The 26991-nt window shown below is 34.5% G+C and carries 22 protein-coding genes, 4 tRNA genes and 1 pseudogene; 26 read left to right on the forward strand and 1 reads right to left on the reverse strand.

The genetic code is table 11. The annotated features are described in order from the left end of the window. Positions 1-39 precede the first annotated feature (39 nt). The 23 genes and pseudogenes from I5776_RS00980 (at position 40) to arsC (ending at position 23208) form a co-directional block, all read left to right on the forward strand. A tRNA-Thr gene (locus tag I5776_RS00980) sits at positions 40-115 on the forward strand. Between the two features lie 23 nt (positions 116-138). After that, a tRNA-Tyr gene (locus I5776_RS00985) sits at positions 139-222 on the forward strand. Positions 223-281: 59 nt separating this feature from the next. Further along, positions 282-356: transfer RNA gene (locus tag I5776_RS00990), tRNA-Gln, on the forward strand. A gap of 7 nt (positions 357-363) precedes the next feature. After that, a tRNA-Lys gene (locus I5776_RS00995) sits at positions 364-436 on the forward strand. A 148-nt stretch (positions 437-584) separates the two neighbouring features. Next, the gene (locus I5776_RS01000) at positions 585-1565 is read left to right on the forward strand and encodes a cation diffusion facilitator family transporter (RefSeq protein ID WP_202778585.1); all 981 of its coding nucleotides are present in this window, start codon (positions 585-587) and stop codon (positions 1563-1565) included. Positions 1566-1854: 289 nt separating this feature from the next. Further along, positions 1855-3020: pseudogene (locus I5776_RS01005) on the forward strand (IS256 family transposase). Between the two features lie 688 nt (positions 3021-3708). Beyond that, entirely contained in the window at positions 3709-4608 is a 900-nt protein-coding gene (gene rocF, locus I5776_RS01010) for an arginase (RefSeq protein ID WP_202778586.1), read from the forward strand. Positions 4609-4824: 216 nt separating this feature from the next. After that, positions 4825-5388: an RNA polymerase sigma factor SigW gene (gene sigW, locus I5776_RS01015; RefSeq protein ID WP_202778587.1), complete on the forward strand. Its 564-nt coding sequence runs from the start codon at positions 4825-4827 to the stop codon at positions 5386-5388. Positions 5389-5393: 5 nt separating this feature from the next. Beyond that, the gene (locus tag I5776_RS01020) at positions 5394-6041 is read left to right on the forward strand and encodes an anti-sigma factor family protein (protein WP_202778588.1); all 648 of its coding nucleotides are present in this window, start codon (positions 5394-5396) and stop codon (positions 6039-6041) included. A gap of 130 nt (positions 6042-6171) precedes the next feature. Next, complete coding sequence (gene cdaA, locus I5776_RS01025) at positions 6172-6996, forward strand: diadenylate cyclase CdaA (protein ID WP_202778589.1); 825 nt, start codon at positions 6172-6174, stop codon at positions 6994-6996. After that, positions 6989-8227, forward strand: coding sequence for a CdaR family protein (locus I5776_RS01030; RefSeq protein ID WP_202778590.1), 1239 nt, complete (start codon positions 6989-6991; stop codon positions 8225-8227). The genes cdaA and I5776_RS01030 overlap by 8 nt, the downstream gene beginning before the upstream one ends. 38 nt (positions 8228-8265) lie before the next feature. Next, positions 8266-9618 (forward strand): phosphoglucosamine mutase, encoded by a 1353-nt coding sequence (glmM, locus tag I5776_RS01035; RefSeq protein ID WP_202778591.1) that lies wholly within the window; start codon positions 8266-8268, stop codon positions 9616-9618. 459 nt (positions 9619-10077) lie between these two features. Continuing rightward, complete coding sequence (gene glmS / locus I5776_RS01040; protein ID WP_202778592.1) at positions 10078-11868, forward strand: glutamine--fructose-6-phosphate transaminase (isomerizing); 1791 nt, start codon at positions 10078-10080, stop codon at positions 11866-11868. Positions 11869-12041: 173 nt separating this feature from the next. Beyond that, a complete protein-coding gene (locus tag I5776_RS01045) occupies positions 12042-12875 on the forward strand; it encodes a TnsA endonuclease N-terminal domain-containing protein (RefSeq protein WP_202778593.1) in 834 nt (277 codons plus the stop codon). Then, positions 12856-15003 carry a Mu transposase C-terminal domain-containing protein gene (locus I5776_RS01050; protein WP_202778594.1) on the forward strand — a complete coding sequence of 716 codons (2148 nt, stop codon included), beginning with the start codon at positions 12856-12858 and terminating at the stop codon, positions 15001-15003. The genes I5776_RS01045 and I5776_RS01050 overlap by 20 nt, the downstream gene beginning before the upstream one ends. Continuing rightward, positions 15000-16637, forward strand: coding sequence for an ATP-binding protein (locus tag I5776_RS01055; RefSeq protein ID WP_246483868.1), 1638 nt, complete (start codon positions 15000-15002; stop codon positions 16635-16637). The genes I5776_RS01050 and I5776_RS01055 overlap by 4 nt, the downstream gene beginning before the upstream one ends. A gap of 5 nt (positions 16638-16642) precedes the next feature. Further along, complete coding sequence (locus I5776_RS01060) at positions 16643-18502, forward strand: TnsD family Tn7-like transposition protein (protein WP_202778595.1); 1860 nt, start codon at positions 16643-16645, stop codon at positions 18500-18502. A gap of 275 nt (positions 18503-18777) precedes the next feature. Continuing rightward, positions 18778-19230: a MarR family winged helix-turn-helix transcriptional regulator gene (locus I5776_RS01065; protein WP_425490317.1), complete on the forward strand. Its 453-nt coding sequence runs from the start codon at positions 18778-18780 to the stop codon at positions 19228-19230. 13 nt (positions 19231-19243) lie between these two features. After that, positions 19244-19741: an arsinothricin resistance N-acetyltransferase ArsN1 family A gene (locus I5776_RS01070; protein WP_202778597.1), complete on the forward strand. Its 498-nt coding sequence runs from the start codon at positions 19244-19246 to the stop codon at positions 19739-19741. Between the two features lie 11 nt (positions 19742-19752). Then, a complete protein-coding gene (locus tag I5776_RS01075; protein ID WP_202778598.1) occupies positions 19753-21117 on the forward strand; it encodes an NAD(P)-binding domain-containing protein in 1365 nt (454 codons plus the stop codon). Positions 21118-21333: 216 nt separating this feature from the next. Beyond that, positions 21334-21681 carry an ArsR/SmtB family transcription factor gene (locus I5776_RS01080; RefSeq protein ID WP_202778599.1) on the forward strand — a complete coding sequence of 116 codons (348 nt, stop codon included), beginning with the start codon at positions 21334-21336 and terminating at the stop codon, positions 21679-21681. A 21-nt stretch (positions 21682-21702) separates the two neighbouring features. Further along, positions 21703-22758 (forward strand): ACR3 family arsenite efflux transporter, encoded by a 1056-nt coding sequence (gene arsB / locus I5776_RS01085; RefSeq protein ID WP_202778600.1) that lies wholly within the window; start codon positions 21703-21705, stop codon positions 22756-22758. A 27-nt stretch (positions 22759-22785) separates the two neighbouring features. Next, the gene (arsC, locus tag I5776_RS01090; RefSeq protein ID WP_202778601.1) at positions 22786-23208 is read left to right on the forward strand and encodes an arsenate reductase (thioredoxin); all 423 of its coding nucleotides are present in this window, start codon (positions 22786-22788) and stop codon (positions 23206-23208) included. A gap of 46 nt (positions 23209-23254) precedes the next feature. Here arsC and I5776_RS01095 read toward each other — a convergent pair whose 3' ends face one another. After that, positions 23255-24865 carry a hypothetical protein gene (locus tag I5776_RS01095; RefSeq protein ID WP_213085690.1) on the reverse strand — a complete coding sequence of 537 codons (1611 nt, stop codon included), beginning with the start codon at positions 24863-24865 and terminating at the stop codon, positions 23255-23257. Between the two features lie 83 nt (positions 24866-24948). Between I5776_RS01095 and I5776_RS01100 the strand changes: the two genes are divergently transcribed. The 3 genes from I5776_RS01100 to I5776_RS01110 all read left to right on the forward strand — a co-directional run bounded on the left by I5776_RS01100 (position 24949) and on the right by I5776_RS01110 (position 26988). Further along, entirely contained in the window at positions 24949-25641 is a 693-nt protein-coding gene (locus I5776_RS01100) for a M28 family metallopeptidase (protein WP_202778603.1), read from the forward strand. 217 nt (positions 25642-25858) lie between these two features. After that, on the forward strand, positions 25859-26617 hold the full coding sequence (locus I5776_RS01105) for an ABC-three component system protein (RefSeq protein WP_202778604.1): 759 nt from the start codon (positions 25859-25861) through the stop codon (positions 26615-26617). Next, positions 26614-26988, forward strand: a complete 375-nt coding sequence (locus tag I5776_RS01110; protein WP_202778605.1) for an ABC-three component system middle component 6 — start codon at positions 26614-26616, stop codon at positions 26986-26988. The genes I5776_RS01105 and I5776_RS01110 overlap by 4 nt, the downstream gene beginning before the upstream one ends. Positions 26989-26991 lie beyond the last annotated feature (3 nt).

Here is a 26991-nt window from a genome sequence, read left to right on the forward strand (position 1 = left end):
CTTCTTAAGTGGTTCAATATAAGGAAAATAATTTAATATGCCGGCCTAGCTCAATTGGTAGAGCAACTGACTTGTAATCAGTAGGTTGGGGGTTCAAGTCCTCTGGCCGGCACCATTCATTACAATTAGTAATGATATGGAGGGGTAGCGAAGTGGCTAAACGCGGCGGACTGTAAATCCGCTCCTTCGGGTTCGGCGGTTCGAATCCGTCCCCCTCCACCATTTTTATTAATATAATTTGATTAAAATGGACATAATAAGAATGTCCTTTTTTATTTCAATGGGCTATAGCCAAGTGGTAAGGCAACGGACTTTGACTCCGTCACTCGTTGGTTCGAATCCAGCTAGCCCAGCCATTGCTTAGAGCCATTAGCTCAGTCGGTAGAGCATCTGACTTTTAATCAGAGGGTCGAAGGTTCGAGTCCTTCATGGCTCATCAAATTTGCAAAAGTTTCCTTAAACCTTATAGGTTTAAGGATTTTTTTTTGTGAAAAATAATATTTATAGGGAAACTTTTAAGGGTTACAAACGTATAAACAATCGGTAAATTAATCATAAATTCGACTGAGAGTAGAGGTTGTTGGATGAAAGACATAATAAAACTTTTAAGACAGGGAAATAAATCCGCAATGTTAGCGGCAATAGTCAATGCAGTTATTTCAATCATTAAAGGAATCGCTTTCCTTTTAACAGGTAATATTGCAATGTTTGCAGAAACGATGCATAGTTTGGGAGATGCAGCTAATCAATTTTTTGTATTTATTGGTTCAGCCTTGAGTAAAAAAGCTCCTACGGATCGTTTTCCAAATGGTTTTGGTAGGGTTGTAAACTTAGTCCTTTTAGGAGCCGTTCTAATTGTAGGGATTATGTCTTATGAAACAATTAAGGAAGGATTTCATCATATTTTAAAACCCACGCAGTCAGAAGGTTTTTTCATAAATATCATTGTTCTAGGTGCAGCAGTAGTCCTAGAGAGTTTTGTTTTATTTAAGGCAATGAAAGAAATTCTTCATGAAGTGGGGGATGATACAAAAGGTCCCGCTATTTTCCTTCAGAGTGTAAAATACTTAGGTAAGGCTAAGCCAGCAACAAAGCTAGTGTTTATGGAAGATACAGTCGCTACCGCTGGTGGACTCTTAGCCATTATTGCGGTAATAATTTCTCATTTTTCATCATTTCATCAAGCTGAAGGAATTGCCTCCGTATTAATTGGAATCATGATGTTTATTGTTGTCGGAAAGGTATTTTTAGACAATGCGGCGGGAGCCATCGGTGAAGCGGATGAAGAGATGGAGTTAAAAATTGGTAATATCGTAATGGAGGATCCAAATGTTAAGGATATCCAAGATATCACCGTTATTAAAGAAGGAGAGGAACTACATGTCGAGGTAGAGATCGAAGTCGATCCAAGCTTAACTGTAGCGCAGGCCGATGATATCAAAGATCGCTTGGAAGAAAGAATTATGGCTGAAAAAGGAATAGCTGATGTGACCATTGAGTTTGACGAAGATGACGGAGTGAATAATTGGGAGGAAGAGAAAAAAGAGGTTATAGACGAAAAGTAGAAATAAACTGCCATTGGAAATTAGTAATGCGTTTCACTAGAGGTGCAAAACGGTAAATCACATAATCTTAACAGCATAATTAACAGTATATTTCACAGCCAAAAAGACTTAGAGATAAATTTCTCTAAGTCTTTTTTTCTAAGGAACCACAAGTGCATTAGATGCTAAAGAAAGTTTTGATAAATAAGCGATTAAGTCCATATAATTGTGTAAAAAGAAAAGAGTCATTTTAATCCCTCTTGGAAACAATGTTTTCAACGACGATAAACAATGAAAAGAGGAATATAAAATGACCCAATTACAGTTTAACCTAGATATGGATCTTTTAAAAGAATCTGTTTTGAATTCCAATATTGACGCAGTTATTAAATCAGCGATTGTTTTAGTTTTAAATGAGTACATGGAAAAGGAAAGAGATGATTATTTACATGCGGACGCTTATGAACGCTCTCCTGAACGTCTAGATTACCGCAATGGCTACTATGAAAGAGAACTAACCATGAGTATCGGTAAAATAAAACTAAGAGTGCCTAGAACTCGAAATGGGGAGTTTTCATCTTCCGTTTTTGAAAAATATTCTCGGTGCGACCAGGCTTTAGTTCTCTCTATGCTGGAGATGGTTATCAACGGGGTTTCTACCCGTAAGGTTACGCACATAGTAGAACAACTTTGTGGCGAAAATATCTCGAAGTCATTCGTTTCTTCCCTTACTCAGAAGCTTGATCCTATCGTCAATGATTGATTAAAACTACTTTTAAATATAACATACTATCCATTTGTTTTTTTGGATGCAATGTATATAAAAGTAAGAGAACATAACCGTGTAGTCTCTAAAGCTGTTTATATTGCCACAGCTATTACGGATCACAAAAAGCGTGAAATACTTGGTCTAAGTGTAGATCACGCTGAAAGTTTTGAGAGTTGGAGCCATTTTTTAAACAACTTAAATCACGAGGTCTTCAATCTCCAAAGTTAGTGATTTCAGATGCTCATCAAGGACTACAAAAAGCCATTCAACGAGAATTCATTGGAACTAGCTGGCAAAGGTGTAACGTACATTTTAAACGAAATATCATTGAAAGACTACCTAAAAAAGACTCCGCCGATATTCGAATGATGATAAAGCGTATTTTTGAAGCGGTCACTATCGAAGACACCCGGAAATGTAAAGAGGAGCTGATGGATCAGTTTGGTGAAAATTCTAAGTATAAACAGGCACTCTCTATTTTAGATGAAGGGTTCGAAGATACCATTCAATACATGGAGTACCCGGAAGATATACGATGCCACATTCGTAGTACAAATTCTCTTGAACGTTTAAACCAAGAAGTACGTCGAAGAGAAAGAGTTATCCGTATCTTTCCAAATACACAGTCTGCTTTTCGTTTAGTTGGAGCTGTTTTAATGCATTATCAAGAGACCGTATATTCAAAACAAAAATCTATTAAGAGATAGCTATGTTTCATTTTTAAGGTAACTTCCATTCTTGGATTATTCCATATCCAGTCAAGGCTATCAAAGGAAAACCACCTTTGACACCCTTGACTGGATATGGAGTAAAAGACGCATGGAAGTTTCGCTCAAAAAATGTAAAGGGGAAGGATTAACCCCAAATATCATAACAGGTTGAAAACATTGTATAAGGATTTTACACAATATTAAGGACTTGACTAAATAAGCGGAGGAATTCCTCTTAATGAGGAAATAGCACTGAAATTAGGCTTAAATAGACGGAATTTTTCCGCCTATTGACTAGAAAAACGTGAAAAAGAGTAATTTTGCTTTGCTTAATCGGAAAAACTCCGCTTATATCCCCAAAACCGAGCTCTATTCTGCAGTATAACCGGAAAATCTTCGCTTATTTTAACTATCACTGCTTACTCAATTAGTAATAAGACTTCTTATGTTTCAATAAAACCAAGTAAATTTCATTTAGACGTGTTGAGGGGCTTATCCTAACTAATCCCAAAGATGTCGCCCGTGAAAGTAACCCCATTAGGAATCTAGATGGTAGTTTTCTCTGCAACCGACCCTATAGTTCTACTTTGCAAAGTGCATATATATACATAAAATTGTCGAGTTGAGTCAGAAGATTGTGAAGTATTAAAATAGAGATAGATAGGGATTGAGGAGGTTATAAAAAATGAAAAAAAAAATTACTATACTTGGAGTTCCGATGGATTTAGGACAATCTCGTAGAGGGGTTAATATGGGACCTAGTGCGATCAGATATGCCGGTGTTGTGGAACGGCTAGAAAAGCTTGGTTATGTAGTGACCGATCAGGGCGATATTGAAATTGGTGCAGCTGAGCGTATACACGATCCGGAAACGAATATGAAGAATTTGAAAGCGGTTGCGGAGGCTAATGCTTTATTAGGTGAGAAGGTCGATGGAATTGTAGAGAAAGGGGAGTTTCCACTAATATTTGGCGGAGATCACAGTATTGCCATAGGAACATTAGCAGGTGTCTCTAAACACTATAATAACCTAGGTGTCATTTGGTATGATGCCCATGGAGATTTAAATATTGCTGATACTTCCCCATCAGGAAATATCCACGGTATGCCGCTCGCAGCCAGTTTAGGGCATGGACATCGGACACTAACTGAAATTGGCGGCTATGCTCCTAAAGTAAAACACGAAAATATCGTAATAATTGGTGCGAGAGATCTTGATGAAGGAGAAAAAGAGCTAATCAAGGACAAAAATATCAAAGTGTTTACTATGCATGAAATTGATAAACTAGGTATGACTAAAGTAATTGAAGAATCAATTAACTATTTAAAGGACAAAACGGATGGGGTACATTTATCCCTTGATTTGGATGCGTTGGATCCAAGTGATTGTCCGGGTGTGGGCACTCCTGTACTCGGAGGCATCAGCTACCGTGAAAGTCATTTAGCTATGGAAATGCTAGCAGAGTCAGGAATTATCACTTCTGCCGAATTTGTGGAAGTCAATCCAATATTAGATGAAAGAAACCGTACCGCAACCGTCGCAGTAGCATTAATGGGCTCGTTATTCGGAGAAAAACTTTTATAATATTCACAAAAGCAGTAGAAGTAGTTTCTACTGCTCTTTATTTAAAACCCAACTACCACCTTCAGCCACCTTCTAATCCAATTTACATACCCATTTTTGTAAAAAAATAAACAACTATTGGTAATTATTTGTTAAGATAAAAATAAATAATATTTTTTGAAACCTTTATGCTATTCATTCGTAACAATGTATAGCCGCTAGGGCGGGGGAATCTGAATGGAACTATTGGTTAAAAAAAGAATAAAACAAGTGTTAAAAGGTGACCAAAATGCTTACGGAGAGATAGTGGAAATATATAAAGATAAAGTTCTTCAAATTTGCTATCGAATGTTAGGTAACTTGCATGAGGCCGAAGATATTGCGCAAGAGGCTTTTATTCGTGCATTTATAAATATTCATAGCTTTAAACAGGAAAGGAAATTTTCCACTTGGTTATACCGAATTGCCACTAATTTATGTATTGATCGTTTAAGAAAGAAAAAGCCTGATTACTACCTGGACGCGGAGGTAGCAGGAACGGATGGTTTAACAATGTATTCGCAAATTGCTGCAACAGGTAAAGCACCAGATGTAGAAGTAATGGATTATGAATTACAGGAAACAATTCAATTGGCAATCCAGTCACTTCCCGAAAAATACCGATCAGTTATTGTGTTGAAATATCTTGAAGAGCTTTCGTTAAATGAAATTAGCCAAATCCTAGAATTACCCTTAGGAACAGTAAAGACGAGGATTCATAGGGGACGCGAGGCTTTGAGAAAGCAACTTCGAAATTTATAGAGAGGATGAGAACGCAATTGAATACTTGTTCTGAAGAAATTATTCTCTTTATGCATGAATATATGGATGGCGATATATCCCCTAAGCATGAAACATTATTAAAAGAACATCTTCAAACATGTGCTGACTGCAGAAGGCATTTTCAGGAACTAAAGAAAACAACAGCATTAATAAAAAGTACACCATTCATATCCACTTCAAGTGATTTTACGTCGAAAGTAATGGCAAGATTACCAAAAGAGAAACGAAAAGTTGGCATAAAACGTTGGGTAACCCATCATCCGTTAATTGCTGCTGCTTCCTTGTTTATTATTCTAATGGGGGGAAGTATTCTCTCTATGTGGAATAACAATCAAGAATTTTCATTTACGAAAAAGCCGAACTTACAAGTGGAAAATCACACCGTTATTGTTCCGAAAGGAGAGACGGTTAAAGGTGATATTTTAGTTAAAAATGGTGACTTACGTATAGAGGGAAAAGTAGACGGTAGTGTAACAGTTATTAATGGCGATATTAATGGTGAGAAATATATGGCCTCAGCAGGTCATGTAACAGGAGACATTAAAGAAATTAATGAAATGTTTGATTGGCTATGGTTCCAAATAAAAAATGGTGGCAAAGAAATAGTAAGCTTTTTCAACGGTGATAAGTAAGCAAAAAAGAGAAGCAAATGAAGACGTTTGTTTCTCTTTTTTGTTGGTTTGTACTAATATGATATAATATACTTTAGTAAATAATTTAAAAGCGGCTTTTTTACGATATAAAATTAATGGAGGATCGAACATGCCGTTTGCAGACTTCAATTTTTTTGACTATATCTCTAATATTATTGACATTTTACTCGTATGGTACGTGATCTATAAGATATTAATGATCATACGTGGTACGAAGGCAGTACAAGTTTTAAAAGGGATCATCGTTATCCTAATTGTAAGGAATTTAAGTATTTTTCTGGGCCTAAGTACCTTAAATTGGATTATGGAACAAGCCATTGATTGGGGATTTCTTGCCTTAATTATTATTTTCCAGCCAGAAATAAGGCGGGCGTTAGAACAATTGGGAAGAGGAAAGTTATTTTCCCGAGGAACCATGCAAGAAGAAGAGGAACAATCGAGAATTATTGATGCTATCGTTACGGCTACAAGTTATATGGCGAAGCGAAGAATTGGCGCACTAATTTCGATTGAAAGGGAAACAGGTCTTAGTGATTACATAGAAACAGGAATAGCTTTGGATTCCAAAATCTCATCCGAATTACTAATAAACATTTTTATCCCTAATACACCTCTACATGATGGAGCTGTTATTTTACAGAAAAATCAAGTGGCGGCAGCAGCTTGCTACTTACCTTTGTCAGAAAGCCCATTCATTTCTAAGGAATTGGGAACTAGACATCGGGCAGCCCTAGGGATAAGTGAAGTAACAGATAGTTTAACGATCATTGTATCTGAAGAAACAGGTGCAATATCATTAACGAAAAATAGTGAACTTCACCGTGATTTAAAGATAGACCAATTCAAGGGGATGCTTGAAAAGGAATTTATGATTTCAATGAATAAGCAGGCTTCCTCATCAATTTGGAATTGGAGGGTGAAGAAGCGTGGATAAATTTATGGATAATAAATGGTTTATTCGTATCGTAGCTTTGTTCTTAGCATTATTGCTATATATATCGGTAAGTATTGAAAGTAATGATAAAGCCAAAGATACAAAGCAAAAAAATGAAAATGACGTTGTGCAAAATATGCCTGTTGATATTATTTATGACCAACAGAATTATGTAGTTTCAGGTGCTCCGGAAACGGTTGATGTAACCATTGATGGGCCAAAGGGTTTAGTACGGTCAACAAGAAACCTTAAGAATTTTACCGTTTATATCGATTTAAGTGATGCTGAAATTGGAAAACAGCGAGTGAAAATAAAATATAAAGATTTATCGGATAAATTAACGGCCAAAATATCTCCAGCATATGCTACGGTCACTGTTCAAGAGAAAGTGACAAAGGAATTTAGGGTAGATGCAGAGTTCAATTCGAATTTATTAGCAAGCGGTTTTGAAGCCGAAACCCCTTCCGTTGATCCAAAGACGGTAAAAATAACAGGGGCAAAAGATGTGATTGACCAAATTACGTATGTAAAAGCGACAATTGATTCGAAACGAGAAATTAGTACGACAATTACAAGAGATGCTAAAGTGCAAGTGTTAGACAAATCATTAAATAAATTAGACGTAGATGTTGATCCGGAAACGGTAGAAGTGACCGTCCCGGTTAAAAATCCAAGTAAAACTGTTCCGATTACCGTAAATCCGATTGGGGATGAAAAGGATGGAATTGTTATTAATAGTATTACGACAGTACCAAAACATGTGAAAATTTATGGTAGAAGTGATGTATTAAAATCTATTGATGCATTAAGCGTGGATGTAGATATTAGCAAATATGATAAAGATACAGAACTTGATGTTCCGATTAAAGTACCAAAAGGGATTAATAAATTGGAACCGGAAATTGTAAAAGTCCGATTAAATATTAGTGAGAAAACCGAAGAAAAGACGTTCAGTAATATTAAAGTAAGCAGTACAGGTTTAGCTGATGACTATACGATGGAATTTTTATCCCCCTTAGATGGTGCTGTGGATTTAACAATAAATGGTACAACCAAATTATTAAAAAACATTAGTGCTTCAAGTTTTGATATTCTTATGGATTTATCGGGTTTATCTCCTGGAGTACATGAAGTAAATCTAGAAGTCGATGGACCGAAAGATATAACATGGGAGCTGTCGAAAAAGAAAGCGAAGATTCGCTTGACGGAGAAAGATAGTGGAGATATTTAATTGTAATTATTGTATTTTTAGAAGGAGCGAATATTCAAATGGGTAAATATTTCGGTACAGATGGAGTAAGAGGAGTAGCCAATTCTGAACTAACACCAGAATTAGCATTTAAATTAGGTCGTTATGGTGGATACGTGTTAACCAAAAATACGGAGCGTCCAAAAGTACTCATCGGTCGTGATACTCGTATATCGGGGCATATGCTTGAGGGAGCTTTGGTGGCAGGACTTTTATCAATTGGTGCGGAAGTTATGCGCCTAGGTGTCATTTCTACTCCAGGAGTCGCTTACCTTACAAAAGCTTTAGGTGCACAAGCTGGCGTAATGATTTCGGCCTCACACAACCCAGTAGCCGATAATGGTATCAAGTTTTTTGGATCCGATGGGTATAAGCTTTCAGATGAACAAGAAGCGGAGATTGAACAAATTCTTGATATGGAAGAAGATCAATTACCAAGACCTGTTGGCGGGGATCTTGGTGTTGTTAATGATTATTTTGAAGGCGGGCAAAAATATTTACAGTTCCTTAAACAAACTGTAGACGAAGATTTTTCCGGTATTCATCTAGCCTTAGATTGTGCGAACGGTGCTACTTCCTCATTAGCAACTCATCTATTTGCTGATTTAGAGGCGGATATTTCAACGATGGGTGCATCTCCAGATGGCTTGAATATCAATGACGGTGTAGGTTCTACTCATCCGGAAAGCCTAGCAGCATTTGTGAAAGAAAAAGAAGCGGATGTCGGACTTGCTTTTGATGGAGATGGAGACCGTATCATTGCTGTTGATGAGAATGGTGGCATTGTAGACGGTGATCAAATTATGTTCATCTGTGCTAAATACATGAAAAGTGAAGCTCGACTCAAACAATCAACAGTTGTATCAACAGTAATGAGCAACCTAGGGTTTCATAAAGGGTTAGAAGCGTTAGGAATCAAGAGCATTCAAACGGCAGTCGGGGACCGCTACGTTGTTGAAGAAATGAAAACGAATAACTATAATCTTGGTGGCGAACAGTCCGGCCATATTATCTTCCTAGATTATAATTCAACCGGTGATGGGTTATTAACCGGATTACAGCTTCTTAATATTATGAAAGCAACGAAAAAACCATTATCAGAACTTGCTGGAGAAATGAAAAAGTATCCACAAAAGCTTGTGAATATTCGTGTACAAGATAAGTATCATGTAACTGACAATGAAAAAGTAAAAGTGATTATTGAGCAGATAGAAAAAGAAATGGCCGGAAACGGGAGAATTCTTGTCCGTCCTTCTGGTACTGAGCCGTTAGTACGGGTTATGGCAGAAGCTGCTACAGAAGAAGCTTGTGAATCCTATGTTAATAGAATTGCAGAAGTCGTTAATGAAGAAATGGGTCTTTCCGAGGAATAAGTGGAATTGTATGCATAAGGGGAACGAATACGCGCCCTTATGCATATTTTTATTTTATAAAGTTCTTTGATAAACTTTTTTATTGACCTATGAATTAATGTAGGATATGATTATCATGTTTTTACTTGCCAAAGGAGAAAAGGAGGATAGAAGGATAAAACGTTTCAAAAAGCGCCAGAACTAAACAACGAGCGGATACAATTGTTTAGTTGACGAGGAGAAGGTTTATCGAGAATTCGGCGGATACCTTCCGGCTGACACACACAGTCGACGTCTTTTTCTTAAAACATCAGAGGTGACTCGGTGCACAAAGGGAAAAGAAATGTGAGAATTAGATAAGCTATTGGCTGTAGAAACGATTGTTTTGTCTAAAATCTTAACATTTTAAAATAATACAGAAATAAGGGGGCAAGTCTGCCCTCTGGCATCTTGCCCCCTTTATTTGGGAGGAAGATACAAATGTGTGGTATCGTTGGATATATTGGAAATCAAGATGCGAAGGAACTTTTATTAAAAGGCTTAGAAAAGCTTGAATATAGAGGGTATGATTCTGCTGGAATAGCAGTGAAAAATGAATCAGGGATTCACGTATTTAAAGAAAAGGGACGTATTGCAGATCTTCGTGAAGTGGTTGATGGAGATGTAATGGGTCATATCGGAATCGGACATACACGCTGGGCAACACATGGAGTGCCGAGTAAAGAAAATGCACATCCACATCAAAGTTCAAGTACAAGATTTACTCTTGTTCATAATGGAGTTATTGAAAACTATTCACTTTTGCAGCAAGAGTATTTACAAGACATAACACTTAAAAGCGAAACGGATACAGAAATTATCGTACAATTAGTAGAAAAGTTTGTTTCTGACGGCATGAGTGTTGAGGAAGCTTTCCGAAAAACGTTAACCTTATTACACGGTTCATATGCACTTGCATTACTGGATGCGGAAAACGAAGATACGATTTTCGTTGCGAAAAACAAAAGCCCATTATTAGTTGGTGTTGGAGAAGGGTTTAATGTTGTCGCAAGTGACGCGATGGCGATGATTCAAGTAACCGATCAATTTATTGAGTTAATGGATAAAGAAATGGTCATTGTGAAAAAGGATGAAATGATTATCCAAAACTTAATAGGTGAAAAGATTGCTAGGGAACCTTATAAAGCACTCATTGATGCGAGCGATATCGAAAAGGGCACATACCCTCACTATATGTTGAAGGAAATCGATGAACAGCCGCTTGTCATGAGAAAAATTATTCAAGCGTATCAGGACATTAATGGTGATCTAACCATCGATTCTGATATCGTGAAAGCATTGAACGATGCTGATCGTATCTATATTGTTGCTTGCGGCACAAGCTATCACGCAGGACTTGTTGGAAAACAGATGATCGAACATCTAGCAGAAATTCCTGTGGAAGTTCATGTAGCTAGTGAAATGGGCTATAATATGCCTTTATTATCGAAGAAGCCATTATTTATTTTCATCTCTCAAAGTGGTGAAACAGCAGATAGCCGTGCAGTCCTTGTGAAGGTGAAAGAGCTGGGATATAAAGCAATTACAATTACAAATGTTCCAGGTTCTACTTTATCTCGTGAAGCGGATTACACATTGTTGTTACACGCCGGCCCTGAAATTGCGGTTGCCTCAACAAAAGCTTACACTGCCCAAATCGCGGTATTATCTATTCTTGCAAGTGTAGCAGGCAAAAAAGCTGATCTTGATCTTGTTCACGAACTAGGGATTGTTGCTAATGCGATGGAAGTTCTTTGCGATTCTAAAGAAGAATTTGAAAAAATGGCCTTTGAATATTTCACTGTGACACGTAATGCTTTCTTTATTGGCCGTGCCCTTGATTACTATGTATGTCTTGAAGGTGCACTAAAGCTTAAAGAAATTTCCTATATTCAAGCAGAAGGTTTTGCAGGCGGTGAATTAAAGCATGGTACCATCGCTTTAATCGAAGATGGTACACCAATCGTCGCCCTTGCAACTCAAGAAAATGTAAACTGGAGCATACGCGGAAACGTTAAAGAAGTCGTCGCTCGTGGAGCAAACCCATGCATCATTTCCATGAAAGGACTCGAAACAGACGAAGACCGATTTGTCATTCCAGAAGTACATGAATTATTAACACCTCTTGTCTCTGTAGTACCACTGCAACTTCTCGCTTATTACGCTGCTTTGCATCGTGATTGTGACGTAGATAAGCCACGTAACTTGGCGAAGAGTGTGACGGTGGAGTAAGGGGAAGTAATTGCTTTTTTAATGTTGTTTAGTTTTAATAAAGTTGTATACTGAACAATAAAGTTCTTTACTTTACAATAATTTGGTTAACAGAACAAAAAAGATATATACTAACCGTAGTCAGGAATTATTTTCCTGATTACGGTTTTTTACTTTTTAAGAGGGTGGTTATGATGGCTAAAAGGAAAAATAGATGGGACGAAGCTAAAATACTAAGATATATTAAAGAGGGGAGGGGCCAAGGAGAGCTTGCAAATTATATACCGTGGTTAAAGATTCAGGATTTCCCTTCTAGCGGAAATGTTACTCGATTAAAGGGTTGGAAAACAACTAGACAACATGAATTCCTTTCGAATTTAGAGAGAGATTACTTTTTTCTTTTAGAGTGGAATGATTATGTTCATGACATACGTGAACAATTTCCCCTTGATAGAGAATATACATATCAAATTGCATCAGAAAAGGGTATACCTCATCCAGTAGACCACAACACAAATACCCCTATAGTCTTTACTACAGATTTTTTCATCACTATAAAAACTAATAAAGGACATAAATATCTTGCCAGAACTATTAAACCAAGTGAACACCTTGAGAACAAGAGAGTAATTGAGAAATTTGAAATTGAAAGGGAATATTGGAACAGAAAAAATATTGATTGGGGTATTGTTACTGAAAAAGAGATACCAATGGAAATTTCAAAAAACATTCAATGGTTTCATAAATCCTACTACATTGATGAACATGAATCACATTCAGCGAAAGATTTCCTGAAATTCTTGAATTCAAAAAGGCTTCACAATTTAAATGTGTTAGAAGTATGTAATTCATTTGATGAAATGTATCATTTAGAACAAGGTTCTAGCCTATTATATTTAAAACATCTTATCGCTCGAAAATACATTTTTATTGATATAAATACAAAGGTCAATATTAGAAGGTTAACTACTAGTGAAGTGATTTTAAATGTGAAGGGAGATCTAAATTTTGATTACGTTAGCAGTTAATGAACTTTTAAAAGACAAAAGCAACGGACAATGCTTTCGTATACTCTGGATTGATGAAGGAAATTTATTAACTTTTCTAATTGAGGTAACTGAAAAGAAAGCATTGCCCTTTTCTTTAACAATAAAAGAGGTAAGTCAAAATATGATGGACGGCTTATTTATAAAAATAGATTCCTTAGAAGAATCATTTTATGTAGAAAGTAGTAACATTCCTGAAAAACAACTAATGCAGAGAGATAAAGCTTGGAGCTTAATCAAAGATTTAGTTGTTAATGAGCCTGATATATATCAAAAAGATATAAGGGGAAAACTTATTACTGATTTTGTAAGTAGAGGAACTGGAACCAAATTAACGATCTATAAGTATTTAAGGAGATATTGGCAAAGGGGGAAAACAATAAATAGCTTGTTACCAGATTACTACAAATCGGGCGGCAAAGGGAAAGAAAGAATGAGTTCTGAAAAAAAACGAGGAAGACCTAGGATAACAAATAGTGTTGGCATCAATGTCACTGATGAAACTAAAACAATTTTTAGAAAAGCAATAAAAAAGTATTATCAATCAAGTAAAAAGAATACTTTGGTGTATACCTATAAAATGATGATTAAAGAATTTTATAGTGAAGATACCCGTTATGAAAACGGTGTGAAACACATTATTATCAAAGATGAAAACAGTATTCCAACATTAAGACAACTTAGATATTGGTTTAAAAAGGAATTTGATTTGGAAAATAATATTATAAAGAGAGAAGGAAGGAAAAAATTTGAGAGAGATTATAGAGCAATTTTAGGAAATTCGACATTTGAATCACTTGGTCCAGGATCAAGATATCAAATTGACGCAACAATCGGTGATGTTTATTTAGTTTCTCGTTATAATTCAAACTGGATTATTGGAAGACCAGTTATATATTTAGTAGTAGACGTATTTAGTCATTTGATTACGGGTTTATATATAGGTTTAGAAGGACCTTCTTGGGCGGGAATGATGATGGCTATAGAAAACTCAACAGCAGATAAACAAAGTTATTGTAAACAATATGGTATTAATATTTCTAATGAATTATGGCCATCTTCTCACCTTCCCGAAGTAATTATTGGAGATAGAGGAGAATTAGAAGGTTATAACGTAAACCATCTTATTGAAGGGCTAAATATTCAAATAGAAAACAATCCATCATTTAGGCCCGATTGGAAAGGAATAGTTGAGAAATTATTTGATACTTCTCAAAAAGCAGTGAGACCCTTTTTACCTGGTTATGTACAAAAGGATTCAGGAGAAAGAGGCGTAAAAGATTATCGCTTAGACGCTAAGTTAAATATTGAGGAATATACAAAAATAATTATCAACTTTGTCCTACATTACAATAAAAATTTTTATATGAATGATTATCTTAGAGATAATGAAATGATTGAAGATAATGTTAAACCGACACCACTTTCGTTATGGAACTGGGGTATAAAAAACAAAGCAGGTAAATTGAGAAAAGTTCCTGATTATTTGGTTAAATTCTATCTGTTACCTAGGGATAAGGCTACAGTAACTGCTAAAGGAATAAAATTTAAATCACTTTTATACAGTTGTGAACAAGCAATTAAAGAAAATTGGTTTATTAAAGCGAGAAATAATGGGAGTTGGAAAGTTGAAGTCTCATACGATCCAAGAAATATGAATAATATATACCTTCATTCCCATGGAGATAAAATGTTCCATGCTTGTTCTTTATTAAACCATCAAGAACGATATATCGACAAGGGTATTGAGGAAATAAATCAGCTATTATCCAATGAAAATTTAAATTTCAAAGAGGCAGAACATGCTTTATTACAGCAGGATATTAACTTTTTTTCAAACATTCAAGAGATTACAAGAAATGCTACAAGGAGAACCCAAGAACAGTTTAAAAAAACTACGAAAAGAGAAAGAATAAAAGATATAAAAGTAAAAAGAGAAAATGAAAAAGAGGCACAAAGAAAAACAGAAGCTTTTCAATTAGGGTTAAAAGATAATGTGGTAGACATGGAAATTACTGAATTGAATGATAATTATAGTGAAACCACTTTGGATTATAGGAGACGTTCGGTAAAGGAGCTATTTGATAAAAGAAGGGGAAAAAAAGATTGACTAAAAATACAATCAAATTAGAAAATGGCATAGAAGTATCTTTAGCGAATTATAAAGAACAAGTATTAGCTGATTATAGAGGTAACCCCCTAATAGAGGCCCTACCTCCAATATTATCCTTTGAGGAAGCTTTTGAGCAGTTGAGCTTTTTGCCACAATTTCACCCTGATGAAAGGAATTTATCTAATCATCATCGTTACCACGCTATTTTACGCTTAACTCGTTTTTTTCAGCCTATTGGACAAACATTAAATTTGGAACAAAGATTCTCAAGATTTATTAGGTATGGATATATTGGTAGAAATCCTCGTAAAAAAGAACATGTTCAGGTTTTAAACGAATTGCATAAAAAATTAATACATAATGACGATATAGGACTTCCCCCAGATATACGAGCTACTGCTTCTAGCTTTACTTTGATGGGATTCTCAGGTATTGGAAAAACATCAGCGGTTGAACGAATTATATCTTTGTATCCACAAGTAATATTACATAAAGAACCTGTGAATTGTTTTCAAATAGTTTGGTTAAAACTTAATTGCCCATATGATGGTTCGCTTAAATCTCTCTGTATGGATTTTTTTCAAAGTATTGATAAACTAATCGGAACCAATTATTTTAATAAATATGGCAAACCCTCATATTCAATAAGCTCAATGGTAACTAGGATGGGGCAATTAGCCAGACTACATTGCATTGGAGCATTAATTATTGATGAAATTCAACATTTACTTTCAACAAAAGGCGAAGCATCTGAAAAAATGATGAATTTCTTTGTAACATTAATAAATGAAATTGGTATACCCATTTTGACAATTGGAACTATGAAGGCAAAAACATTATTACAGAAAGATTTTAGACAAGCGAGAAGAAGTAGTGGTCAGGGTGATATGGTTTGGCAACAAATGAAAAATGATGATGATTGGGAAGTTTTAATAACAAGCATGTGGGATTATCAATGGACTAGGAATTATACGGAACTTGATAGGCATTTGCTGGATGTTATTTATGAAGAAAGCCAAGGTATTGTTGACATTGCTGTTAAGTTATTTATCCTTGCTCAAACAAGGGCGATTGAGACTGAGACGGAAAAGGTTACAGCCAACCTTATAATCCAAGTAGCTAAGGAAGACCTTAAACTTGTTCAACCAATGCTTAATGCTTTAAAGTCTGGAAATCTATCGGAGATAGGAAAATTTGAGGACATAGTACCTATGGATATTGATGAATATGTATTAAATCGGTTACCGATTCTTGATTTAAAAGCCAAAATACAAGAGAAAAAAGATAAGATCGCAACAGAACGGCAAATGAAAGATCTTTCAATGGAAGAACGGCTCGTATTAGCACTCATAAACTTAGATATAGAAACAGAGATTGCGGAAAGAATATCCAAAAATATTATTAAAAAGAATCCAACACTTTCAATTTCGGAGTTAATGCAAAAATCATTAGAGCTTGTCGAGGAAGACAGGAAAAAACTAAAAAACAATTTAACAAAGGGGGAACGTTCTAAAAACCAGTTACAATTGGTTATTGATAAAGGAAAAAAGGATAAAAAAGCCGCATATGAGGCATTATACGAAGAAGGCTTTATAAAAGGCTTAATAACGATTAATTCAAAAGGAGATTAAGTTTAATGTTATCCTTTTTTCCGTCATTATACAAAAACGAATTGATTTATAGCGTGTTAGCAAGGTATCATAATCATTCTGGAAACCTAACAATTAATGAGACAACAAAAGATATTTTCGGTAAAGCAAAATCGTATATAATACCAGACTTTACAACTGACTTGGAGTACTTACACAAAAAAATAAAGTACTTTTTATCAATTGAGTTAGAAGAAATGATTAATAAGCACACGCTGTTCAACTATTATACAAATTTTTGTAGTCAGAAAATTAAAGATTCTATTAAATCAAAAATGATAATAAACAATGGATCAGTAAATTTTTATTATTTAACAGGGCAAATGGCAAGTACTGTAAAGGAACCACAGTACTTTCGCTATTGTCCTTTTTGTTTAACTGAAGATATTAAATTAAGAGGAGAGACATACTGGAGAGGTTACCATCAGCTTCCTAGTGTGATGCTCTGTCTTGAACATAGAGCTTGGTTAGAAAATAGTTCTGTTCTATTTAGACAAGTTGATTCATCAATAATAAGTGCAACAGAAGGAATTTGTCTTAATGGTATTAGCTCACAGCCTTTAGAAAATAAATTAACTAATTCTGAAATAGAAATATTGTACCGATTGGGGAAAACAAGTTATGAACTACTAATTAATGATTTCCGATTTGATTATGATAGCTTTTCAAGAAATTATCGTTTTTTGTTATCAATAAAGGGTTATATAACTGCTCGAGGGGTAGTAAATCAAAAGAAATTGGAAACTGATTTCAATGATTTTTATAGCAAAGATATATTAATTTTAATGCAATCTATAATCAATTACGACGATGAAAACAGTTGGTTGAGGTCAATAACTCGTAAACATAGAAAGGTTTTTCATCCAGTTAGACATATTTTAGTTCTTAATTTCTTAGGTATATCTCTTAATGATTTCAATAACATTAATGATAAAACATATACCCCTTTTGGGAAGGGTCCTTATCTATGCTTAAATGCAGCTTCGGATCACTATCTAAAACCTGTAATTACTGATTTAAAAGTTTCAAGATGTTCTAGGACGAAAAGACCTGTAGGTACTTTCTCTTGTTCATGTGGATTTATCTATTCAAGGCAAGGTCCCGATAAGACGAACGAAGACAAAAAGAAAATAGGGCGAATTAAAGCATTTGGGGACGTATGGTTAAAGAAATTGCATCATCTTATTCATGTTGAAAAAATAAGTTATCGTTCTTGTGCTAAGATTTTAAATGTAGATACAAATACAGTTATTAAATATTCTAAAATAAATAATTTAAAGAGCAAAGAGGAAATAAACTGTAGCTCTTTATTACAAAACAATAAAAATCAGTGGATAAAACTAAGGGAAGACAATCCTAATGCATCGAGGACTGAATTGAGGAAAATTAATCCAGTATTATTTGCGCGGTTATACAGGAGAGATAAAGAATGGTTGAATCTAAATTCACCTAACCAAAAGGTTTTAAAAAAAACAATTGAAAGAATTGATTGGGAAAAAAGAGATAAAGAAATATTAGGTAAAATATATGATATAATTTCTGACTTGAAATCAAGAAGTAAGCCAATAAGATTAACGCTTGGAAGTATAGGAAAAGAACTAAATATTTTAGCCTTATTAGAAAAGAACAAACAAAAAATGCCATTAACAGAAGAGTATATTGGCAATAATCTGGAGAGTGTAAAAGATTTTCAAATAAGACGAATTCATTGGGCCATTGGCCAATTGCAAAAACACAATGTTGATCCAGTAAAATGGAAAGTAGGACGGATTGCAGGGCTTAATGCAAAGTTCTACAAGATCATGGAAAACCAAATTGAAGAGTGCATTAATAAAAGTAGCAAATAATTATTGCCAGTATTATTTAATTGGTAAATCTGCAACATATTCAATTTTTTGGATTTAACTATATGTTATTGAATAAGAGGCAATTTATGATGAGATGTTTCTTAGGGTGAGACATCTTTTTTTATGGAGACGGAATGTGAAAAAAATAAATCAAAAAGAATTGATGAATATACTTGCATAAATCAACTAAAAGTTATATAAATAAATTAATGAAATAATAAATAAATAAATAAATAAATAAGTTGATTTTTGCAACCAAATGGGAGGTGCCGACTTTGAGGAGATCGTTTCAAGCGATTACTCGTAGTTTTGGAGTGTTGAATAAAATATGCTGCTCCGTTGATGGGGTCGATGTATCTGCAGTACAAAGTCATATTCTTTATGAAATTGATTCAAACCACCAACCTTCCATGCAACAGGTAGCAGATTTGCTTGCGATTGACATCGCAACATTTAGTAGGCAAATTCAGACACTCGTCAAAATGGAACTGGTTGAAAAAGTTCCTTCAAAAGAAGATAAAAGAGCAAGTAACCTAATTTTGACTGAAAAAGGGGAAAAAGTAGCAAGAGAAATCGACACTCAAGTTAATGCATTTCTAGAGAATATATTCAGCTCCATGACTGAATTTGAGAGACAAACGGTGCAAGGAGCAGTAAAACTTCTTGCCGATGTAATGACAAAATCACCATTATGCTGCGGTAGCAAGAAGGAATCGGGGAGTTGTTAAAGGGGGGATAAGGATGAAAGAAGTAAAGATTCGTTTGGCAACGATTAATGATCTGGAAGACGTCCTTTCAATTTATAACGAAGGAATTGAGGATCGAATTGCAACACTCGAAATGGAAACAAAGGATTTAAACTATATGTTTGATTGGTTCCATAAACACCAGGAGCGCTATAAAACAATTGTGGCAGAACTATATGGCGATATTATTGGATGGGCTAGTCTAAATCAATACAATAGCCGAAAGGCATATGACGGAGTTGCAGACCTATCTGTGTACATCAAAAGATCATACAGAGGTAAGGGGATAGGGGGGAAACTTTTATCCGCAATTGAAATACATGCAAGAGAAAACGAGTTTAACAAAATCGTCCTTTCCACCTTTCCTTTTAATCAATTAGGGCAAGGATTATATAGGAAAAAAGGCTTTCGTGAAGTGGGAGTTTTTGAGAAACAAGGGAAGTTAGATGGTGAATTTGTAGATGTTATGGTCATGGAAAAACTATTATTTTAGGGGGAATAAAAATGGGTCAATTACAAAATAATGCTCTTCCGGTTGCAATCATTGGAGGAGGTCCAGTGGGACTAGCAGCTGCTGCTCAATTAGTGAAAAAAGGTGAGGAATTTATACTGTTCGAAGCAGGAGAAACAGTTGGTTCAAGTATGCTCGAATGGGGACACGTGAGAATGTTTTCTCCTTGGGAATATAACGTGGATAAAGCAGCGAAAGAATTGCTTGAAAAAACGGGATGGACTTCACCAAATAAAGACTTGTTACCGACAGGTCGTGAATTGGTGGAAGAGTATTTGTTGCCACTGAGCAATCTTCCAGAATTAAAAGACCATATTACCTTGAATGCTGAAGTCATTAGTGTAGCGAGAAAAGGAATCGACAAGTTAAAATCAGCCAATCGAGAAAACGTTCCGTTTCAGCTTTATGTTGAGGTAAAGGGAGAAATAAAAATATTTCAAGCAAAAGCAGTCATAGATTCATCTGGTACATGGAAAACACCTAATCCTGCTTTATCTAATGGTATCTGGACAAAAGCAGAACGAAGTTTAAGAGATCGTATTTATTACGGAATTCCGAACGTACATGAATTAGAAAACCGTTATCAAAACAAAAATGTGCTGGTCGTAGGAAGTGGACACTCAGCGATTAATGCTCTGCTTGAATTAGCGGAACTGAAAGATAAGTATACGGATACGACGATTACCTGGGTCCTTCGAAAGAAAAATCTTCACGAAGTTTATGGCGGTCAAGAAAATGACGCTTTACAGGCAAGAGGGGAACTAGGCATCCTACTTCAGAAATTAGTAGAATCAGAGCAATTAAAAATTGTCACTCCTTATTATATAAATGTTTTACGTGAAAAAAATGGAAAAATCAGTGTAATAGGGGATCTGAACGGTGAAGAATTCATCATTCGTGGAATCGATGAAGTAATTGTCAGCACAGGATTTAGACCAGATACATCGTTTTTAAGCGAGATTAGATTAAGTATGGATTCTGCGGTCGAAAGTGTTGAAGCACTTGCACCACTTATTGATCCCAATATTCATAGCTGCGGAACGGTAAGACCCCACGGAGAACAAGAATTAAGACAGCCAGAGAAGAACTTTTATATTGTGGGGATTAAAAGCTATGGAAGAGCGCCAACGTTCTTACTTGCCACAGGTTATGAACAAGTACGCTCGATTATAGCGTATTTAACAGGAGATTATGAGGAAGCAAAAGAAGTGCATTTAGAGTTACCTAAAACAGGAGTATGTAAAACGAATTTTACAACCAGTACAAGTTGTTGTGATGAGGATACAAATGTGAATTCTTGCTGCTCTAGTCCAGTGCCTATAAAATTAGAAGTCAAAAATAATTCTTGTTGTGGTTAAATTATGAAAAACCAGTCTGATATAGGACTGGTTTTTGATTATGTGGAACTTACAAAGAAATAAAAGCACGTAATGAAGACAATTGGGGAGTGTATTAATGAATTGTAAAGGTTACATTAATTTAATGAATTTTGCTTGTGATACATAAGCATATGCTTATATAATTATAGTTGTATTAAGCACATATAATATAATTTCAAATTAAAGGAGGATAAAATGGAGAAAACAAGTGTCGAGATAGAAAAAACAGCACAAGTTTTTAAATTACTTGGTGATAAAACTAGACTAACCATTATTGCGTTATTAATGAAAAAAGAGTTATGTGTATGTGAATTACAAGTAGTCTTTGATATGAGTCAACCTTCTATTAGTCAGCATCTACGAAAGTTAAAGGATGCAGAATTAGTAAAAGAAACAAGAAAAGGACAATGGATTTATTATTCACTTAATAAAAATAATGATTTTTACTCTCTGATTAATTTCATATCAGAAATGATCCCAGGCCAGGATGAAAAAATACAACAAATTGAAAAAGTTAATCCAACTTATACTTGTGACTGCTAAGAAATAAAAGGGGGAAAAAGAATGAACAACACAGAAAAAAAACGTCTTTCGTTTTTAGATAGATATTTGACCTTTTGGATATTTTTGGCGATGGCAATTGGTATTGGACTAGGATTTATCTTTCCAAGTGTAGTTACAGGGTTAAATAAATTCCAGGTAGGAACAACATCGATTCCAATAGCTATCGGCTTAATACTAATGATGTACCCTCCATTAGCAAAAGTTCGCTACGAGGAAATTGGTAGAGTATTTAAAGATGTCAAAGTACTAATTCTATCACTTGTACAAAACTGGATTATCGGTCCCATTTTAATGTTTTTATTAGCAATTATTTTTTTACCAGATAAACCAGAATACATGGTTGGCTTAATTATGATTGGTTTAGCACGCTGTATCGCAATGGTTATTGTTTGGAATGACCTTGCTAAAGGAGATGCCGAATATGCTGCAGGATTAGTTGCGTTTAACTCTATTTTTCAAGTATTGTTCTTTTCGATATATGCTTATGTTTTTGTAACCGTAATTCCTGAGTGGTTCGGAATTCATGGAGTTGCGATAAATATCACCATTGGTGAAGTTGCAAAATCTGTACTTATCTATCTGGGAATACCTTTTATTTCTGGAATGATTACGCGTTTTGTTTTAGTTAAGACTAAGGGGCGAAATTGGTATGAGAAAGTCTTTATACCTAAAATTAGTCCGATTACGTTGATTGCACTGTTGTTTACAATCATTGTAATGTTCTCCTTAAAAGGAGATATGATTGTATCTTTACCATTGGATGTTGTAAGAATCGCAATCCCACTATTAGTTTATTTCGTAGTTATGTTTTTTGTATCTTTCTTCCTTGGAAGGAAAATGGGAACGAGTTATCCGGTAACTACGACACTTGCCTTTACAGCAGGAAGTAATAATTTTGAATTAGCTATCGCTGTTGCAGTTGGAGTTTTTGGAATTCATTCAGGTGCTGCTTTTGCTGCAGTCATAGGTCCATTGGTGGAAGTTCCTGTAATGATAGCACTGGTAAACGTAGCGCTATGGTTTAAAAAGAAATTTTTCAGTAATCAAATAGCATAAATTCAAAATATAAAGGTAGGAATGGATATGGAAAATAAAAAAAACATTTACTTTTTATGTACTGGAAATTCATGCAGAAGCCAAATGGCGGAGGGATGGGCTAAAGAATATTTAGGGGATGAATGGGCTGTTAAAAGTGCTGGTATTGAGGCACATGGATTAAACCAACATGCCGTAAAAGTAATGAAAGAAGTAGGAATTGATATATCGGGTCAAACTTCTGATATTATTGATCCAGAAATTTTAAATAATGCTGACTTAGTTGTCACTCTTTGTGGTGATGCAGCAGATAAATGTCCTATTACACCATCGAAAGTAAAGCGAGTTCATTGGGGATTTAATGATCCGGCCAAAGCCCAAGGGACGGAAGAAGAAAAATGGGCGACCTTCAGACGTGTTCGTGATGAAATAGGCCAACGTATTAAACGTTTTGCGGAAACGGGGGAATAAAAGTAAGTAAGCCAGGAGGTTATCTCTTGGCTTTTTCAGTAAATCTTTAGAAAAAGAAATTCTTAAAAGTGTCTACTAACTTAGTTACAGTATCATGTGTATCCTGATTTAATTGTAAGTATAATGAAATGCCTGCAAATGAAGTTGCAATTAATGATAAAATTACCGTGATAATTGTTAGCCAAAATGTTCGTTTACGTAAAGAGTTATTTGTTTTAATCTCAAGTAATTTTACAGTGTCATCTATAATTTTAGAAAAGTTTTGAGAGTATGAATAAGTTCTATCTATAAGATATCTTGTATTATCGACAATAATCTCCGCCCAACGTTTTTCATTGAATTTTGGATTTGCCGGTTCAAAATTATTTAAACAATGCATAATATCCCTTTTTACTCTTTCAAATTCTCTTTCCCCTTTTTCATTTTTGAATCTTTTAAGTAAGTGTAAGTTTTGTTCTAACTCATATCTAATATTTATCAACTTTTTATATTTAGGATTTTCTTTTTTTATTGAGGAAAAGGTTTTCTTCTGACTAATTCCAATTTGTTTACTTAAGGCTAGTGCATAATCTCTCATGACCAATATTGGAAGTAAGTTCATGGATAATTCCCGAACGTGATAAATGATTTGAAAATCTAAAGATTGATACCCCGATTTTCTTGGTATTTCAGAATTACAAAGTATTTTAATAGAACTATCTAAATTAGAGTCTCCCCTATTTGCAACCAATTGCCAAAATCCATCTTTTGATATTTCACGGATATTAGATCTACCCATTCCTATTGAGTCCCAAAACTCATTTATATTTTCATTTTCCCCATACTTATATTTACAAGAAGTTTGAGTTACCCTATATACTTCAATACTTGGCGGTACTAATTTATTTTTAAAAAAGTACATATCAAAATATTTGCTTATTTCTTGTAAGGTTCTCCATTTTAACTCTAACAATAAGTCCTCTATTAGTCCTTTTTTTATATTTGAACCTAGTTTTGATGATGACCCCCAGAATGAGAAAAATTTTTTAAAAGTGGGGGTTAAAACTGTTTCAGAAACTATATTTTTTTCCACAAGTTTTTTAATTTCATTAATATAATTTTGAGAAGGTGTTATTATAAACTCTAAGATTATCGTAGAAGCAACGTGAGTAGCATGAACTTCAATATACTTTACAAATTCGGATAAATCTGAACCCTTATCTACTTCAAGAAGACCAAAGTTACTCCACCGTTCCCCATGAATACTTTGACTAACTTTATTACAAAAATCATCAATACGTGAAATATCATTCATGTTAAAACGCTTTGGCTTAAAAGTTTTAAAAACCATTTTTAGCCCTTTATTTAATTTATTAATATCCTCAATAGGTACATATTCGGAAACATATAGTGACAATAAATTCACTTCAACGCCTTTTGGATTATTATTTGTCCAGCTTTCATCATCCCAATATTCTAACATTTGTCTTAGTTGAATTATAAACTGTGGGACAAACTTGGGTCTATTTTCTAAATCCTCCATTAATGGAATTTTCTTTAATAACGGAACAACTATTCGAGTGAAATTTTTATAAAATATCTGCTTTAATGTATATCGTTTTCGGCTAAATGGATTTTTTATTTCAAACATGTAAATACCCCTTTTTTCATCATCCATGTATTGAGTTCGACAAATTTTTCTCTTTCCCTTTATTAATATTTAAAAATACTTTTAAATCAGTTATGGGGAATTATGAGATATTGAATAGTTTTATACCTGTTTTGAGAATCTGTTCATCCTTATTACCAGAATTAATAAGGCTAAGTGGGTCTATTGTTACGTTTAATTTACCAATCGAAACTTCGAGTAAAGAATGTCAAAATGTTATGGGGTATTATCCAGGAGAAGGTCAAAGTACGGAAACAATTGCTTTGGTTTCACATTATGACTTTTTAGGTGATGATCCTGGAGGACATCGTTTTGAGGGGGCAGGAGACAATGCCGCAGGAGTTGCAACCATTTTAGAGGTATCAAGACAAATTGCCTCTTTACCACATAAACTGCCCTTCAATCTTTTAACAGTTTTTACAACAGGCGAAGAATCCGATTTATGGGGGGAAAAACATTTAATTTCGAACCCGCCTTTTCCTCTTTCAAAAACGATATATCTTGATGGACTTGGTAGGACGCCATATTTTAGTCTAAACGTAAGTTACCATTGGGAAGATAAGAATATTATTAATAGTTTGATGTCAATAAGCAGGGATATGGGAGTCTCCATCAAAGTAAATGAATCAAAAGCAAAGGGATTATTTAACTTCTTAATTACTGGAACAAGTACGGTGAAATTTAGACCCTATCATACTCCTGACGATACATACGAATTAACCCATGTAAACGTGCTTCAAGAGGTTACTAATTTGTTAGTTGAATTATTAAACGTCATTAAATAATTCTTTTAAGAAAGTTACAATTTGTAAAATTGTATACTCTAACTAAGGGTGCTTAGGGAATTAAGCCGAAATAAAAAAACAAACTTTTTTAAAATAATTTCATTCTAAATAACTCCATTTTGATTAATCTTTTTTCCTGATATTTGGCAATTTTATATCGACAAACGTATATTATTGAGTGATAATTGTAGTATCAAAATATCGGAGTTGTACTAAAATGGCTAGGAAGTATCCTCAAAAAGATGTGAAGCTTTTATTTATGCTTTCCGCAGGAATGTGTGCATTTCCTGGGTGTACTACACGATGTGTTGCAAAAGAAACCGACTTTGATGAACCAGCGGTTTTAGGTTTAATTGCTCACATAGAAGCTCATAGTAATGATGGACCAAGACCCAATCTAAAGCTAACAGAAAAAGAAAGGGATAGCTACAAAAATTGGGTATTATTGTGCGGAGTTCATCACGATCTAATTGATGCTCAAAGTAATACGTATACGGTAGAGCAAATTCGACAATGGAAAAAAGATTTAGAGGCAAAGGTAGATTTACAGCTTAGGGAAGCAATGATACAAGTTACATTTACCGAACTTGAACAAGTTACCGAAGCTATTGTAGGTAATGATTTTAAGCCAACCAATACAAATGACTATAAAGTTATTCCACCAAAGGAAAAGATGGAAAAAAATAATCTTGGTGATATAACACATCAATTTTTATTAATGGGAATGGTTCAATTCGCTGCAGTAAGTACTTACGTTGAAAGAATTAACCAAATTATCCCGAGCTTTGCTGATAAGCTATCAAGTGGTTTTAAGAATGAATATTTAAAATTAAAGAATGAAAATTTAAACGGTGATGACCTATTTTTAGCACTAATTAATTTTGCATGTCCAAAAAGGGTAGATTTAAAAAGACATGCTGCAGGAATAGCGGTCCTAACTTATCTTTTTCATATTTGTGAGGTATTTGAAAAATGATATTTCCTAATAAGTATATTAAATTGAATAATACGTTATTAGGTATTGCAGCACTCACATTAAGCTTACTAATTGAACCAATGAATATGAACCTGTTGTGGGGGAAAATAAGCAATAAAAGAAAAGATTTAACTTTTGACCAATTTGTTTTAGCACTAGACTTATTATTTGTTCTAGGGCTTATCCATTTTAGTGAAAATAGGATTGAGAAACTGATTTTAATAAAAGAAAAAGAACAAAACGATAAAAAAAAGGTATCTGTCATCATTGATTTTATTAATTATTGTGAGATAAGAAAACTGAATAAAAAAGATGCTCTTATACCGTACATATTGGAAATATGTGAGGTTTTAAAAAATGATACGGCCTAACAA

Origin of the sequence: Heyndrickxia vini (assembly GCF_016772275.1) — a bacterium.
Lineage (GTDB): Bacteria > Bacillota > Bacilli > Bacillales > Bacillaceae_C > Heyndrickxia > Heyndrickxia vini.